Raw genomic sequence first — 15,933 nt, 5'->3', positions numbered from 1 at the left:
GCATGACGGCTGAATACAAAGTCCACGGCGACGTGGCCGTGATCACCATGAGCAACCCGCCGGTCAACGGCCTGGGCTATGCCACGCGGATCGGCATCACCGACGGCCTGGCCAAGGCCCTGGCCGACTCGGCCGTCAAGGCCGTGGTGATCACCGGCGCGGGCAAGGCCTTCTCCGGCGGCGCGGACATCAAGGAATTCGGCTCGCCCAAGGCGCTGGCCGAGCCCAACCTGCTGTCGGTGATCCTCGCGCTCGAAGCCTCGACCAAGCCGCTGGTGGCCGCCATCCATTCGGTCTGCATGGGTGGCGGGCTGGAACTGGCCCTGGGCTGCCACTACCGCGTGGCCGCACCGGGCACCAACGTGGCGCTGCCCGAGGTCAAGCTGGGCCTGATCCCCGGCGCTGGCGGTACGCAGCGCCTGCCGCGCGTGCTGGGCGTCGAGGCCGCCCTCAACATGATCGTGAGCGGCGAGCCGGTCAAGAGCGAGCGCTTGGCCGGCCTGCCGGGCCAGAAGCTGTTCGACAAGATGGCCGGCTCGGCTGAGTCGGTGCTCGAAGAAGCCATCGCCTTCGCCCGCGAGGTGGCCGCCAAGGGCGGCGACCTGCCGCTGGTGCGCAACCTGCCCTGCCGCCATCCGCAGGGCGATGCCTACTTCCAGTTCGCCAAGAACATGGTGGGCGGCATGTCGAAGAACTATCCCGCGCCGCTCAAGTGCGTGGAGGCGGTGCAGGCCGCCACCAAGATGAAGTTCGACGACGGCATGGCCTTCGAGCGCCAGAACTTCATCGCCCTGATGTTCACGCCCGAATCGGCGGCGCTGCGCCATCTGTTCATGGCCGAGCGCGCGGCTGGCAAGATCGCCGACGTGCCCGACGACACGCCGCAGCGCGCCATCAGGACGGTGGGCGTGATCGGTGCCGGCACGATGGGCGGTGGCATCAGCATGAACTTCCTGAACGCCGGCATTCCGGTGACCATCCTGGAGATGAAGCAGGAAGCGCTGGACCGCGGCGTGGCCACCATCCGAAAGAACTACGAGGCCCAGGTCAAGAAGGGCAAGCTCAAGCCCGAGAAGTACGAGGAGCGCATGGCGCTGCTCAAGACCACGCTGAGCTACGACGACCTGAAGGACTGCGACCTGATCATCGAGGCCGTGTTCGAGGAACTGGGCGTCAAGGAGAAGGTGTTCACCCAGCTCGATGCCGTCGCCAAGCAAGGCGCCATCCTGGCCTCCAACACCTCCACGCTCGACGTCGACAAGATCGCGGCCTTCACGAAGCGTCCGCAGGACGTCATCGGCATGCACTTCTTCAGCCCGGCCAACGTGATGAAGCTGCTGGAAGTGGTGCGCGGCGCCAGGACGGGCAAGGACGTGCTGGCCACGGTGATGAGCCTGGCCAAGAAGATCAAGAAGACGGCCGTGGTCTCGGGCGTGTGCGACGGCTTCATCGGCAACCGCATGATCGAGCAGTACAGCCGCCAGGCGGGCTTCCTGCTGGACGAAGGCGCGACGCCGGCGCAGGTGGACAAGGCCATCGAGAAGTTCGGCTTCGCGATGGGCCCGTTCCGCATGGGCGACCTGGCGGGCAACGACATCGGCTGGGCCATCCGCAAGCGCCGCTCGGTGGAGCAGCCCGACATGAAGTACAGCCGCACGGCCGACAAGCTGTGCGAGCTGGGCCGCTTCGGGCAGAAGACCGGGGCCGGCTGGTACGACTACCAGGCGGGCAAGCGCGACGCGATTCCGTCGAAGCTGGTGGAGGACATGATTGCCGAGCACCGCAAGCAACTGGGCATCACGCCGCGCAAGATCAGCGATGAGGAGATCGTGCAGCGCCTGGTGTATTCGCTGGTCAACGAGGGCGCGCACATCCTGGAGGACGGCATCGCCAGCAAGGCCAGCGACATCGACATGGTCTACATCACGGGCTACGGCTTCCCGATCTTCCGGGGCGGCCCGATGCACTACGCCAGCCAGCAGGGTCTGTTCAACGTGGTGCAGGCGATGCAGCGCTTCGGGCGCAACCCGAACGACGATGCCAAGTTCTGGGAGCCGGCGGGCCTGATCCGCAAGCTGGCAGCCGAAGGCAAGGGCTTCGACCAGGCCTGAGGCCGCAACGCCGCTGAACCGACCGCCGATGATCCGCCGCCTTCTGCTGATCGTTCTCGCCGCGCTGGTGCTTCTTGCCGCGGCGCTGGGCATCAACACCTGGCGCCAGGGCTCGCGGCAGATTGCCGTGGCGCCCGCGCCGAAGGCGGACGTCGACCTCGCTTCGGCGGCGCAGCGGCTGGCCGGCGCGGTCCGCTTTCGCACCATCTCGGCGATGGACGGCTCCGGCGAGTCCAGCGCTGAGTTCGACAAGTTCCAGGCATACCTGGCCCAGCAGTTCCCGCGCGTGCACGGTGCGCTGCGCAAGGAGGTGGTGGGCCGGCATGCGCTGCTCTTCACCTGGGAAGGGCGTGACCCCAAGGCCATGCCGGCGGCGCTGATGGCGCACCAGGACGTGGTGCCCATCGCGCCCGGCACCGAGCGTGCCTGGAGCGTCGATCCCTTCGCTGGCGAGGTGAAGGACGGCTTCATCTGGGGCCGCGGCACCATGGACGACAAGGGCAACCTGCTCGCCCAGCTGGAGGCTGTGGAGTCGCTGCTGGCCGCCGGCTTCCAGCCGCGCCAGACCCTCTATTTCGTGATGGGCGACGACGAGGAAGTCAGCGGTCTGCGCGGCGCCAAGCCCATCGCCGAGCTGCTGCAGTCGCGCGGCGTCGAGCTGGAGTGGGTGCTCGACGAGGGCCTGCTGGTGCTCGACGGCGTGCTGCCCGGCCTGTCGAAGCCGGCGGCGCTGATCGGCCTGGCGGAGAAGGGTTATGGCACCTTCTTCCTCACGCTCGACACCTCGCCTGGCCATTCCTCCATGCCGCCCGCACACAGCGCCATCGGCCGCATGAGCGCGGCGCTGGCGCGGCTCGAAGCGGCGCCCATGCCGGGCGGCATCCGCGGCGTGGCAGGCCAGATGTTCGGCACTCTGGCACCGGAGATGAGCCCGCTCAATCGTGTGATGCTCTCCAACCTGTGGCTCACCGAGCCGCTGGTGCGCGGCCAGCTCGAAAAGAGCCCCAGCAGCAACGCCATGCTGCGCACCACCACCGCACTGACCATCGTGCGTGCCGGCAACAAGGACAACGTGCTGCCCGGTCGCGCCGAGGCCGCCGTCAACTTCCGCGTGCTGCCCGGCGACACGCTGGACAGCGTGCAGGCCCATCTGAAGAAGGCGCTCGCCGACGACGACATCCAGATCAAGGCCTACCCCGGCAATGCCGAGCCGTCGCCCGTCTCGCCCACCGACAGCACGGGCTATGCGCTCATCGAGCGCAGCATCCGCGAGCGCTTTCCCGATGCGGTGGTGGCCCCCGGCCTGATGACCGCCGCCACCGACTCGCGCCATTTCACGGGCATTTCGAAGGCGGTCTACCGCTTCTCGCCCATCCGTGTGGACAACGAGGACCTGCCTCGCTTCCACGGCACCAACGAACGCCTGAGCATCGCCGCCTACGGCGACATGATCGGCTTCTACCAGCAGCTGCTGCGCAACGCGTCGCAGCCCGCTTCCGTTTCCGCCTCCATTCAAAGGAAGACACCATGACCCGCGCCGTGATCGTTTCCACCGCCCGTACGCCGCTCGCCAAGAGCTGGAAGGGTGCCTTCAACATGACCCACGGCGCCACGCTGGGCGGCCATGCCGTGCAGCATGCGGTGCAGCGCGCCGGCATCGATGGCGCCGAGGTCGACGACGTCATCATGGGCTGCGCCACGCCCGAAGGCGCCACCGGCAGCAACATCGCGCGCCAGATCGCGCTGCGCGCCGGCCTGCCCATCACGACCTCGGGCATGACCATCAACCGCTTCTGCTCCTCGGGCCTGCAGACCATCGCCACCGCCGCCCAGCGCATCATCGCGGGCGAGGGCGAGGTGTACGTGGCCGGCGGCGTGGAGAGCATCTCCTGCGTGCAGAACGAGGCCAACAAGCACATGCTGACCGATCCCTGGCTGGTGAAGAACAAGCCCGAGATCTACTGGAACATGCTGCAGACCGCCGAGCAGGTGGCCAAGCGCTACAACATCGGTCGCGAGGCCATGGACGAGTACGGCGCGCGCAGCCAGCAGCGCGCCACCGCCGCGCTGGAAGCCGGCAAGTTCAAGGACGAGATCGCCCCCATCACCGTGCTCGCCGGCGTGGCCGACGGCCAGCTGGGCCTGATCACCAAGGAAGTCACCGTCGAGAACGACGAAGGCATCCGCCCCGGCACCACCAAGGAAGGCATCAGCGGCATCCGCCCGGCCATCCCCGGCGGCCTGATCTCGGCCGGCAATGCCAGCCAGTTCTCCGATGGCGGCGGCGCCTGCGTGGTGGTTGACGAAGCCTATGCCGAGCGCAAGGGCCTCAAACCCCTGGGCCGCTTCCTGGGCTTCTCGGTGGCCGGCTGCGAGCCCGACGAGATGGGCATCGGCCCGGTCTTCGCCATCCCGAAGGTGCTCAAGAAGCTGGGCCTGACGGTCAATGACATCGACCTGTGGGAGCTGAACGAGGCCTTCGCCGTGCAGGTGCTGTACTGCCGCGACAAGCTCGGCCTGCCGGACGACCGCCTGAACGTCAACGGCGGCGCCATCGCGGTGGGGCATCCCTACGGCGTGAGCGGCCAGCGCCTGACCGGCCATGCGCTGATCGAAGGCAAGCGCCGCGGTGCCAAGAAGGTGGTGGTGACCATGTGCATCGGCGGCGGCATGGGTGCTGCCGGCGTGTTCGAGGTTCTCTGATCCTCAGCGGACGCGCACCGAAGGCATGGCGATGAAGGTCGATCTGCCCACGCTGCAGGGCTTCTTCGCCAGTGCGCCCTTCATGGCCGACCTGGGCGTGCAGGCCACGGGCGGCGAAGCAGGGCGGGTGCGCACGGCGCTCACGCTCGCGCCGCGCCACCTGCAGCACACGGGCGTGGTGCATGCGGGTGTGATGGCCTCCATTGCGGACCACACCATGGGGGCTGCGGCACAGACCATGGCGCCCGACGGTTTCTGGATCGTCACCGCTGAGTTCAAGACCACCCTCCTGCGAGGCGCCCGCGGTGTGCGCCTGGAGTGCGAGGCCTGGGTGCTGCGCGCGGGGCGTCAGCTGAGCTTCGCCGAGGCTGAGGTTTACGCCGTCGCAGCCGATGGGCAGCGCACGCTGGCCGTCAAGGCGGCTGGCACGATGGCCCTGATTTCGGCGCAGGGCTGAACAAGGCGTCCAGGCCGCTACTGCGCCAAACCCGCGTCAAGCACGGGCGCGGTCTTCTTCACGACGAGACAACCATGAGCTATCGCGACACCCTCGACTTCCTGCTGTACGACTGGCTCCATGCCGAGCGCCTGAATGAGCGCCAGCGCTTCGCCGACCATTCGCGCGAGACCTTCGATGCCGTGCTGGACACCTGCGAGCGCATCGCCCGGGAGAAGTACGCGCCGGCCAATCGCACGGTGGATGTGGAGGAGCCGCATTTCGACGGCGAGAAGGTGATCCTGCCGCGCGCCACGCACGAGGCCCATGCGGCCTTCGTCGAGAGCGGCATGATGGCCGCCGCGCAGGACTACGACATCGGCGGCATGCAGCTGCCCTATACGGTGCAGGCGGCGGCCAACTCCTTCTTCGCCATGGCCTCGGTGAGCATCGGCTCGAACATGCTCACCAGCGGCAACGCCAACCTGCTGATGGTGCATGGCACCGAGATGCAGAAGCAGGTGTTCGCGCTCAACGAGTTCTCGGGCCGCTGGGCCGGCACCATGTGCCTGTCGGAGCCGCAGGCCGGTTCTTCGCTGTCGGACGTGGCCACGCGGGCGGTGCCGGACGGCGAGGGCTTCGAGAACGATCCGCTCGGCCCGCGCTACCGGCTCAAGGGCAACAAGATGTGGATCTCGGCCGGCGACCATGAGCTGACCGAGAACATCGTCCACATCGTGCTGGCGAAGATCCCCGATGCCGAGGGCAAGCTGATCCCCGGCGTCAAGGGCATCTCGCTCTTCATCGTCCCCAAGAAGATGGTGGACACCGAGGGCAGGCTGACCGGCGAGCGCAACGACGTGGCGCTGGCCGGCCTCAACCACAAGCTGGGCTGGCGCGGCACCACCAACACGCTGCTGAACTTCGGCGAGGGCAAGTACCCGGTCGACGGCAAGGCCGGGGCCGTGGGCTATCTGGTCGGCAAGCCGGGACAGGGCCTGGCCTGCATGTTCCACATGATGAACGAGGCCCGCATCGGCGTCGGCACGGCCGCTGTCATGCTCGGCATGGCGGGTTATCACGCTTCGCTGGACTATGCCAAGAACCGGCCGCAGGGCCGGCCCGTGGGCCCCGCCGGCAAGGACGCGACCCGGCCCCAGGTGCGCATCATCGAGCACGCCGACGTGCGCCGCATGCTGCTGGCGCAGAAGGCGTACTGCGAAGGCGCGCTGGCGCTGCAGCTGTACTGCGCGCGCCTGGTGGACGAGCAGAAGACCGGCAGGCCCGAGGCCGCGGACGACGCCCGCCTGCTGCTGGAAGTGCTGACGCCCATCGCCAAGAGCTGGCCCAGCGAATGGTGTCTGGAGGCCAATTCGCTGGCCATCCAGATCCACGGCGGCTATGGCTACACGCGCGACTTCCCGGTGGAGCAGTATTGGCGCGACAACCGCCTGAACATGATCCACGAGGGCACGCACGGCATTCAGGCCGCCGACCTGCTGGGCCGCAAGGTGCTGATGGAAGGCGGCAAGGGCCTGCAACTGCTGGGCGCCCGCGTGCAGGAGACCATCGCCCGCGCCGCGGCCCGGCCCGAGCTCGCCGGCTTTGCCGATGCGCTGGGCCAGGCCTTCGGCCGCGTCACCGCCGCCATTCAGGCCGCCTGGTCCACTGGCAACCCGGCCGAGGCGCTGGTCAATGCGGTGCCCTACATGCAGGCCTTCGGCCACATGGTCCTGGCGTGGATGTGGCTGGACGTCGCCGACAAGGCCATCGAGAAGGACAATGGATCGACCTCGGTGTCGACCACCGGCCGCCTCGGCGCCGCCACCTACTTCTATCGCTACGAACTGCCCAAGATCGGCGCATGGCTCAACGTGGTCGAGAGCCGCGAACCGGTCTGCGCAGACCTTCCCGAAGACGCTTTCTGATGACCTCCCAAGCACCCGTCCGCCCGCCCAAGCAACGCCACTGGACCGAGAAGCTGAGCTGGATCCTGATCTATGCCGGCCTGTTCACCGTGGTGCTGGGCATCGCCACCGCCCGCCAGGACGAGCCGCTCGGCTGGTCCATCGGCGCGCCGGGTGGCGTGGCCGTGCTGGCCGGCTTGGTGCTGATCTACATCCGTTCCCGCATCAAACCCTGAAGGCCTTCGCGGCCCGACATCTGGAGACCTTTCACCCATGAGCGCACGCACCGTCCAGCAACTGTTCGACCTGAAGGGCAAGGTCGCCCTGATCACCGGCGGCTCCCGCGGCCTGGGGCTGCAGATGGCCCATGCCCTGGGCGAAGCGGGCGCCAGGGTCATGCTCAGCTCGCGCAAGGCCGACGATCTGGAGCAGGCCGCGGCCGAGCTGCAGGTAGCCGGCATCGATGCGCGCTGGATTGCCGCCGACTGCAGCAAGGAAGAGGACACGCGCCGCCTGGCCGACGAGACGCTGGAGCGCATGGGCGCCGTGGACATCCTGGTCAACAACGCGGGCGCCAGTTGGGGTGCCCCGGCCGAGGAGCATCCGGTGGCTGCCTGGGACAAGGTGATGAACCTCAACGTCCGCGGCTACTTCATCCTGAGCCAGCAGATCGCCAACGGCTACATGATCCCCAGGAAGACCGGGCGCATCATCAACATCGCCTCGATCGCGGGCCTCAACGGCAACCCGATCGGCATGAAGACCCTGGCCTACAACACCTCCAAGACGGCGGTGATCGGCTTTACCCGCACCCTGGCTGCCGAATGGGGCCGCCATGGCATCAACGTCAACGCCATCTGCCCGGGATTCTTCCGCACCAAGATGGCCTCGGGCCTCATCGACCAACTGGGCGAGGACAACATGAAGGCCGCCGCGCCGCTCAATCGCCTGGGCGATGATGAAGACCTCAAGGGAATCACGCTGCTGTACGCCAGCGACGCGGGCAAGCACATCACCGGCCAGTGGATGGCGGTGGATGGCGGCACCAGTGTCGTGCTGGGCGCGGCCTGAGCCCGCCTTTCCATCGAACCCGCGCCGCCTCGTGCGGCAGCCTTCCAGACCATGAACATTTCCTTCGGCGTCGACATTCCCTTCGTCCACCACCTGGGCTTCACGATGCACCGCTTCGAGGGCGGCGAGTCGGAGCTGCACTACACGCCGGCCGATGAGCATCTCAACAGCTTCCAGGTGGCGCACGGCGGCGCCTGCATGACGCTGCTGGATGTGACCATGGCCACCGCCGCACGCAGCGTGCAGCCGGAGATCGGCGTGGTCACCATCGAGATGAAGACCAGCTTCATGCAGCCTGCGCGCGGCCCGCTCGTGGCCTACGGCCGCCTGATGCACCGCACGGCCACGATGGCCTTCACCGAGGCGCGCATCGTCGACGCGGCGGGCCGGCTGTGCACGCACGCTACCGGCACCTTCAAGTACGTCAAGCGCCTGCCGGTCGATGGCCGAGGCGTGCATGACCTCAAACCCCTTTCCACCGACTGACAGAGAGAGCCAACCATGCCGCAGAACAAGCAGATCCATCTGGACAACCGCCCGACCGGCGAGGCCGAGCTGTCGAACTTCAAGCTCGTCGTGGGCGAGACGCCGGCTCTGGCCGACGGCCAGGTGCTGGTGCGCCACCACTACCTCAGCCTGGACCCGTACATGCGCGGCCGCATGAACGACTCCAAGAGCTATGCCGCCTCGCAGCCCCTGGGCCAGACCTTCCAGGGCGGCACGGTGGGCGAGGTGATCGAAAGCCGCCATCCCAAATTTGCCATCGGCGACAAGGTGGTGGGCTTCGGCGGCTGGCAGGAATACGGCGTGGTCGACGCCAACCAGCCCGGCGTGCTGCGCAAGGTCGACACCACGCATGTGCCGCTGTCGCACTACCTGGGCGCCGTCGGCATGCCCGGCGTGACGGCCTGGTACGGCCTGGTCAAGATCATCGCGCCCAAGGCCGGCGAGACGCTGGTCGTCACGGCCGCGAGCGGCGCCGTCGGCAGCGCCTTCGGCGCGCTGGCCAAGGCCCGCGGCTGCCGCGTGGTCGGCATCGCGGGCGGCCCGGACAAGTGCAAGTACGTGACGGACGAGCTGGGCTTCGACGCCTGCATCGACTACCGCCAGCACCCCGACGTCAAGAGCATGAGCGCCGCGCTCAAGGAAGCCTGCCCCGACGGCATCGACGGCTACTTCGAGAACGTGGGCGGCTACATCCTCGACGCGGTGCTGCTGCGCCTGAACGCCTTCGCCCGCATCGCCCTGTGCGGCATGATCGCCGGCTACGACGGCCAGCCGCTGCCCATCCAGAACCCCACGCTGCTGCTGATCAACCGCGTGAAGCTCGAAGGCTTCATCGTCAGCGAGCACATGGAGGTGTGGCCCGAGGCGCTCAAGGAGCTGGGCACGCTGGTCGCCACCGGCAAGCTGCGCCCGCGCGAGTCCATCGCCGAAGGCATCGAGAAGGCGCCCGAGGCCTTCCTGGGCCTGCTCAAGGGCAAGAACTTCGGCAAGCAGCTGGTCAAGCTGGTCTGATGCGCTGACCCGCCCCGCCCGGAGCGAGGCGCATCGCACCCGGCACCACCCCACCAGGAGGCAGGCATGAACCCCTTTGTCACGCACGAAGTCTTCAACCAGCCCGAGCCGCTGGTGGACTACGACCTGTTCGCCACGAACCGTGCGCTGCAGGACGCCCTGCGCTTCAACGCGCCGGGGCTGGAGCTGGCACCGCTGCAGGCGCTGGGCCGCGAGGTGGGCACTGCGCAGATGCACCAGCATGCGCGCCTGGCCAATGTGCACACGCCGGTGCTGCACACGCACGACCGCTTCGGTCGGCGCACCGACGAGGTGGAGTTCCATCCCAGCTACCACGCGCTGATGACCGCCGCCGTGGGCGCGGGCCTGCACGGCACGCCCTGGGCCGAGGCGGGCGATCCGGCGGCGGTCGCGGTCGGCCGTTCGCCGCACGTGCAGCGCGCCGCCGGCTTCATGCTCTTCACCGAGCTGGAGCCCTCGATGCTCTGTCCCATCTCGATGACCTATGCGGCCACGCCCGGCCTGCGCGGCAATTCCGCCATCTACGCCGACTGGGCGGCCAAGCTTCAGAGCCGCTGGTACGACCCGCAGTTGGCCGTCTGGCGCGACAAGCCGGGCGTGACCATGGGCATGGGCATGACCGAGAAGCAGGGTGGCTCGGACGTGCGGGCCAACACCACGCAGGCGGTGCGCGACGGCGCCGATGCCTGGGGCGAGCGCTATGTGCTGACCGGCCACAAGTGGTTCTTCTCGGCGCCCATGTGCGATGCGTTCCTGGTGCTGGCGCAGGCGCCGGCCGGGCTGACCTGCTTCTTCCTGCCGCGGGTGCTGCCGGATGGCACGCGCAACGCACTGCGCATCCAGCGCCTGAAGGACAAGATGGGCAACAAGGCCAATGCCAGTTCCGAGGTCGAGTTCCACGGCGCCACGGCCTGGCTGGTGGGCGAGGAAGGCCGAGGCGTGCCGCAGATCCTCGAGATGGGCACCATGACTCGGCTCGACTGCTCGCTGGGCACCAGCGGCCTGATGCGGCAGGCGCTGGCGCAGGCCCTCAACCACACGGCGCAGCGCAGCGCCTTCGGCCGGCCGCTGATCGAGCAACCGTTGATGAAGAACGTGCTGGCCGACATGGCGCTCGAGAGCGAAGCGGCCGTGGCCCTGTCGATCCGCCTCGCGCGCGCCTTCGACCGCACGCAGGATCCGCGCGAGCGCCTGCTGGCCCGCGTGCTCACGCCCATCGCCAAGTTCTGGATCTGCAAGCGCGGCGCCGCGCTGGCGCAGGAAGCGATGGAATGCCTGGGCGGCAACGGCTACGTGGAGGAGGGCGGCGAAGGCGTACTGGCCCGCATCTACCGCGAGATGCCGGTCAACTCCATCTGGGAGGGCGCCGGCAACATCATGGCCATCGACCTGCTGCGCGCCCTGCGCAAGGGCGACATCGCCGCCGCGCTGGCCGAGGAACTCGCTCCCGCCCGCGGCGCGCATCCCGCGCTCGACCGGCTGATGGACGCCCTGCCCATGCGCGTGGAGGCCATGGCCACCGAGACGCAGGCCCGTCGCCTGGCGCAGGACGTGGCGCTCGCCGTGCAGGCGGCCCTGCTGGTGCAGACGGCACCCGCCGCGGTGCACGAAGCCTTCTGTGCCTCGCGCATCGGTGGCGACTGGGGCCAGACTTTCGGCACACTGGGCGAGGGCGCCGATTTCGATGCCATCCTGGCCCGGGCCATGCCGCGCTGAGCGGGCCCTTTGCCGGGCCGCATCGCCGGTCCGGCCCACCGTTCTTCGCATCCGACCCACGCAGCGGCCTGCGCCGCTGAATCCGGCGCCATGCCGCCGCCTTTTCCGGAGTCTCCATGGCAGACATCATCCTGCACCACTACGCCGCCTCACCCTTCTCGGAGAAGGTGCGCCTGCTGCTCGGCCACAAGAAGCTGGCCTGGAAATCGGTCATCATTCCCTCGGTCATGCCAAAGCCTGACCTTGTGGCGCTGACCGGCGGCTACCGCCGCACGCCGGTGCTTCAGGTGGGGGCCGACGTGTATTGCGATACTGCTCTCATCGCCGATGTGCTCGAACACCTGCATCCGGAACCCACGCTCTACCCCGAGCCCGAGAAGGGCCTCGCGCGCATCGTGGCGCAGTGGGCCGACAGCACGCTGTTCTGGGCCGCCATGGCCTGGAACCTTCAGCCCAAAGGCGCGGCCGAACTTTTTGCAAACCTCCCGGCCGAAGCGGCAAAGGTCTTCGGCGAGGACCGCGGCAAGATGAGCGCGGGCAACATGACGCGCATCCGGCCGGCCGATGCGGCTGCGGCGTACAAAAACTACCTGCGGCGCCTGTCCGACATGCTGGACGACCGCAGCCACCTGCTGGGCGAGGTGCCGTGCATCGCCGACTTCGCGGCCTATCACCCGCTCTGGTACACCAGCCGCGTGAATGCCGTGAAGTCCATCCTTCAGCTCACGCCGGCGGTGGTCGACTGGATGGACCGCATCAAGGCCATCGGCCACGGCAGTTTCGAGAAGATCAGCTCGGCCGATGCGCTGGCCATCGCCAAGGCCGCCGCACCCAAGACCCTGCTGACCGACAGCACCTTCCAGGACGACCACGGCATCCCGCTGGGCAGCGCGGTGACGATCCGTGCCGAAAGCTTCGGCCTGGAAGAAACCGCCGGTACGCTCGTGGCGGCCACCCGCACGCACTTCACGCTGGCACGCGAGGATGAGCGCGCGGGCGCACTGCACGTGCACTTTCCGCGTACGGGTTATGTGCTGAAGGCGGCGGACGCGGGCTGACCGCAACCAGGGCGGTTGGCGACCAGTCTGTCAACGTCGCCTGCAGGACAGCCCGCCGGCACCGCGGGCGCTCCAATCGCTCGCACAGCGGCTTTCATCCGCATTCAGAGACAACGGCAAAAGGACCGACTTCCATGATCCAGGACTTCCACGGCAAGACCGCGGTGCTGACCGGCGCCGCTTCCGGCTTCGGCCTCGAGTGCGCGCGCATCGGTGCCGCGCGCGGCATGAACCTCGTGCTGGTCGACGTGCAGCAGGATGCACTCGACAAGGCCGAGGCCGAGATGAAGGCCGCCGGCGTGCAGGTGATGGCGCGCAAGGTGGACGTCTCCAGCGCCAGCGAAATGGAGGCGCTGGCCGCCGCGGTGAAGGAGCGCTTCGGCGCGCCGCATTTCGTCTTCAACAACGCGGGCGTGGGCGCCGGCGGCCTGGTGTGGGAGAACACCGTGGCCGACTGGGAGTGGGTGCTGGGCGTGGACCTGTGGGGCGTGGTGCACGGTGTGCGCCTGTTCGTGCCCATGATGCTGGAGGCCGCCGAGAAGGATCCGGCCTACCGCGGCCACATCACCAACACGGCCAGCATGGCCGGGCTGCTGACGCCGCCCAACATGGGCATCTACAACGCCGCCAAGGCCGCGGTGGTGAGCCTGACCGAAACGATGTACCAGGACCTGCGCCTGGTGACCGACCAGGTGGGCGCCAGCCTGCTGTGCCCGTACTTCGTGCCCACCGGCATCACCCACAGCGAGCGCAACCGGCCCGGCGGCTCGCTCGCGCAAGGCCAGCTGACCAAGAGCCAGCTCATCGGCCAGGCGATGACCGAGAAGGCCGTCACCAGCGGCAAGGTCACGGCGGCCGAAGTGGCGCACAAGGTCTTCCAGGCCATCAGCGACAACCAGTTCTATGTCTTCAGCCACACGGGCGCCAAGGCCCTGGGCAACGTGAAGAGCCGCATGGAGAACATCGTCGCCATCCAGAACCCGGCCGATCCCTTCCTGGAGCGGCCGGAGGTGGGGGCGCAGTTGAAGGCGCAACTGCGCGGCGGTTGAGCGGGACTGCCTTCGGCGGAGGGCTCGCTTGCAGGCGAGCAAGGCCGAGGTCGCTGCGCGCGCCTGGCCTCAACCCCGCGGCACGGCTGGCGGTGCCAGTTCGGTGAACTGGCCGTTCCAGTACGGGTAGTAGGGATAGGGTGGCGTTACGGCGCTGGCGGCGTCCAGGCGGGCCATCTGCGCGGCGCTCAGCTGCCAGCCGATGGCGCCGAGGTTCTGGCGCAGTTGCGTCGCGTCGCGCGCGCCGATGAGCACGCTGCTCACCGTGGGCCGCTGCAGCAGCCAGTTGATGGCGATCTGGGGCAGGGTGCGGCCCGTTTCCTCGGCCACGGTGTCCATGGCCTCGACCACGCGGAACAGGCGCTCGTCCTCCACCGGCGGCGCGAAGCCGGCCGTCTGGTGCAGGCGGCTGCCTTCGGGCAGCGGCTGGCCGCGGCGGATGCGGCCCGTGAGCCGGCCCCAGCCCAGCGGACTCCAGACGATGGCGCCGAGGCCCTGGTCGATGCCCAGCGGCATCAGCTCCCATTCGTAGTCGCGGCCCACCAGCGAGTAGTACGTCTGGTTGGCGACGAAGCGCTCCGTGCCGAGCCGGTCGGCCGCGGCCAGTGCCTTCATCAGCTGCCAGCCCGCGAAGTTGGAGGCGCCGATGCTGCGCACCTTGCCGCTGCGCACCAGGTCGTCCAGCGTGCGCAGCATCTGCTCGACGGACGTGGCGGCGTCGAAGGCATGCAGTTGCAGGATGTCGATGTGTTCGGTGCGCAGGCGGCGCAGCGCGGCGTCCACGCCGTTGATCAGGTGATGGCGCGACCAGCCCCGGTCGTTGGGCCCGGGCCCGGCGGGCAGCGTGAGCTTGGTCGACAGAATGGCCTCGTGCCGCCGGCCCTGCAGCGTCTCACCCAGCACGCGTTCGGAGGCCCCGTCGGAGTAGACGTCGGCCGTGTCGAAGAGCGACACGCCGGCCTCCAGGCAGATGGCGATCATCTCGCGGGCCTCGTCCACGTCGGTGCGGCCCCAGGCGCTGAAGAGCGGCCCTTGCCCGCCGAAGGTGCCGGCGCCAAAGCCGAGCACGGGGACGCGGAAGCCGGAGCGGCCAAGCAGTCGGTGTTCCATGGTGGTTTCTCCTTGGATGTGAAGGTCAAGCGTTGCAGCGGCGCGGCGCGGAAGGCGTGTCGGCGGACAGGCGACGACGCTGCATCGCCCGGCTGACCAGCGCCAGCGCCAGCCCGGCCAGCGTGAGCCCGGCGGCTGCGGGACCGAGGCCCTGCAGCCCGGGCCCGTGGTCGATGACAGCGCCGCCCACCCACGCGCCCAGGGCGTTGCCCAGATTGAAGGCGGCGATGTTCAGGCTGGACGCGAGGTTCTGACCCGCGCCGGCCGCCTGCTCCAGCATGCGGGCCTGCAGCGGCGCGGCGGTGGCGAAGGCAGCCACGCCGAGGGCGGCCAGGAAGACCGCCGCCGTCACCCGATGCGGCATGGCGAGCGGGGCCAGCGCCAGCACCACGGCCAGCGCGAGCAGGGTGCCGATCACGGCCGGCATCGGCGCCCGGTCGGCCAGCCGGCCGCCGAGGATGTTGCCCACCGCCAGCCCGCCGCCGAAGACCAGCAGCAGCGGCGACACGGCCGCGACGGAAAGTCCGGTCACCTGCGTCAGCACCGGCTGCACGTAGGTGTAGAAGGCGAACACGCCGCCGAAGCCCAGGATGGTGATGGCCAGGCTCAGCCACACCTGCGGCCGGGCCAGCACCGACAGCTCCTCGGCCAGCGTGGCGGGCGCCTCGGCCTGCACCTGCCGCGGCACGAAGCGCATCAGCACCGCGAGCGCGACCACGCCGACCACGGCCACGGCCCAGAACGTGGCGCGCCAGCCCCATTGCAGCCCGATCCAGGCGCCGGCCGGCACGCCCAGCAGCGTGGCGGCCGTGAGGCCGGTGAACATCAGCGCGATGGCGGAGGCGCGCCGTTCGGGCGCCACCAAGCCGGCCGCCACCACGGCGCCGACGCCGAAGAAGGTGCCGTGCGCCAGCGAGGTGAGCACCCGGGCGGCCATCAGCGTGGCGTAGTCCGGCGCCAGGGCGCAGGCGATGTTGCCGGCGGTGAACACGCCCATCAGCGCGATCAGCACCGTGCGTCGCGGCAGGCGCCGCGTGGCCAGCGTGAGCACCGGCGCGCCCACGGCGACGCCCAGCGCATAGCCGGAAATGAGCAGGCCGGCCGCCGTGATGGACACGTGCAGGTCGGCCGCGACCTGCTGCAGCAGGCCCATGATGACGAATTCGGTGGTGCCGATGCCAAAGGCGCCGGCGGTGAGGGCAAGAAGTGCGAGAGGCATGATGGCCGTGACTG

14 protein-coding genes are annotated in these 15,933 nt (G+C 68.9%); 12 read left to right on the top strand and 2 right to left on the bottom strand.

Annotated elements, in window-relative coordinates; genetic code table 11:
* Positions 1-2 precede the first annotated feature (2 nt).
* The 12 genes from KBC94_RS19990 to KBC94_RS19935 all read left to right on the top strand — a co-directional run bounded on the left by KBC94_RS19990 (position 3) and on the right by KBC94_RS19935 (position 13,590).
* Positions 3-2,111: a 3-hydroxyacyl-CoA dehydrogenase NAD-binding domain-containing protein gene (locus KBC94_RS19990; RefSeq protein WP_294374112.1), complete on the top strand. Its 2,109-nt coding sequence runs from the start codon at positions 3-5 to the stop codon at positions 2,109-2,111.
* A 28-nt stretch (positions 2,112-2,139) separates the two neighbouring features.
* The gene (locus KBC94_RS19985) at positions 2,140-3,642 is read left to right on the top strand and encodes a M20 family peptidase (protein ID WP_294374107.1); all 1,503 of its coding nucleotides are present in this window, start codon (positions 2,140-2,142) and stop codon (positions 3,640-3,642) included.
* Positions 3,639-4,814: an acetyl-CoA C-acyltransferase gene (locus KBC94_RS19980; RefSeq protein WP_294374104.1), complete on the top strand. Its 1,176-nt coding sequence runs from the start codon at positions 3,639-3,641 to the stop codon at positions 4,812-4,814. Before KBC94_RS19985 ends, KBC94_RS19980 begins: the two co-directional genes overlap by 4 nt.
* Before the next feature lie 31 nt (positions 4,815-4,845).
* Positions 4,846-5,271 (top strand): PaaI family thioesterase, encoded by a 426-nt coding sequence (locus KBC94_RS19975; RefSeq protein ID WP_294374101.1) that lies wholly within the window; start codon positions 4,846-4,848, stop codon positions 5,269-5,271.
* Between the two features lie 74 nt (positions 5,272-5,345).
* Positions 5,346-7,178: an acyl-CoA dehydrogenase gene (locus tag KBC94_RS19970; protein ID WP_294374098.1), complete on the top strand. Its 1,833-nt coding sequence runs from the start codon at positions 5,346-5,348 to the stop codon at positions 7,176-7,178.
* Positions 7,178-7,393, top strand: a complete 216-nt coding sequence (locus KBC94_RS19965; RefSeq protein ID WP_294374096.1) for a hypothetical protein — start codon at positions 7,178-7,180, stop codon at positions 7,391-7,393. Before KBC94_RS19970 ends, KBC94_RS19965 begins: the two co-directional genes overlap by 1 nt.
* Positions 7,394-7,430: 37 nt before the next feature.
* Positions 7,431-8,228: an SDR family oxidoreductase gene (locus tag KBC94_RS19960; protein ID WP_294374093.1), complete on the top strand. Its 798-nt coding sequence runs from the start codon at positions 7,431-7,433 to the stop codon at positions 8,226-8,228.
* 51 nt (positions 8,229-8,279) lie between these two features.
* Entirely contained in the window at positions 8,280-8,714 is a 435-nt protein-coding gene (locus KBC94_RS19955; protein WP_017759261.1) for a PaaI family thioesterase, read from the top strand.
* A 15-nt stretch (positions 8,715-8,729) separates the two neighbouring features.
* On the top strand, positions 8,730-9,746 hold the full coding sequence (locus KBC94_RS19950) for an NADP-dependent oxidoreductase (protein WP_294374086.1): 1,017 nt from the start codon (positions 8,730-8,732) through the stop codon (positions 9,744-9,746).
* A 66-nt stretch (positions 9,747-9,812) separates the two neighbouring features.
* Positions 9,813-11,483 carry an isovaleryl-CoA dehydrogenase gene (locus KBC94_RS19945; RefSeq protein ID WP_294374084.1) on the top strand — a complete coding sequence of 557 codons (1,671 nt, stop codon included), beginning with the start codon at positions 9,813-9,815 and terminating at the stop codon, positions 11,481-11,483.
* A 116-nt stretch (positions 11,484-11,599) separates the two neighbouring features.
* A complete protein-coding gene (locus KBC94_RS19940; RefSeq protein WP_294374081.1) occupies positions 11,600-12,541 on the top strand; it encodes a glutathione S-transferase family protein in 942 nt (313 codons plus the stop codon).
* A 134-nt stretch (positions 12,542-12,675) separates the two neighbouring features.
* Complete coding sequence (locus KBC94_RS19935; RefSeq protein ID WP_294374078.1) at positions 12,676-13,590, top strand: SDR family oxidoreductase; 915 nt, start codon at positions 12,676-12,678, stop codon at positions 13,588-13,590.
* Positions 13,591-13,659: 69 nt separating this feature from the next.
* On the opposite strand, the gene KBC94_RS19930 is transcribed toward KBC94_RS19935, so the two are convergent.
* On the bottom strand, positions 13,660-14,700 hold the full coding sequence (locus tag KBC94_RS19930; protein ID WP_294374076.1) for an aldo/keto reductase: 1,041 nt from the start codon (positions 14,698-14,700) through the stop codon (positions 13,660-13,662).
* A 25-nt stretch (positions 14,701-14,725) separates the two neighbouring features.
* On the bottom strand, positions 14,726-15,919 hold the full coding sequence (locus KBC94_RS19925; protein ID WP_294374073.1) for an MFS transporter: 1,194 nt from the start codon (positions 15,917-15,919) through the stop codon (positions 14,726-14,728).
* Positions 15,920-15,933: the final 14 nt, after the last annotated feature.

Origin of the sequence: Pseudacidovorax sp. (genome assembly GCF_017991995.1) — a bacterium.
Classification (GTDB): Bacteria; Pseudomonadota; Gammaproteobacteria; order Burkholderiales; family Burkholderiaceae_C; genus Xenophilus.
Note: the sequence above shows the minus strand (reverse complement) of the source record. Positions and strands in the feature narration are given on the sequence as shown.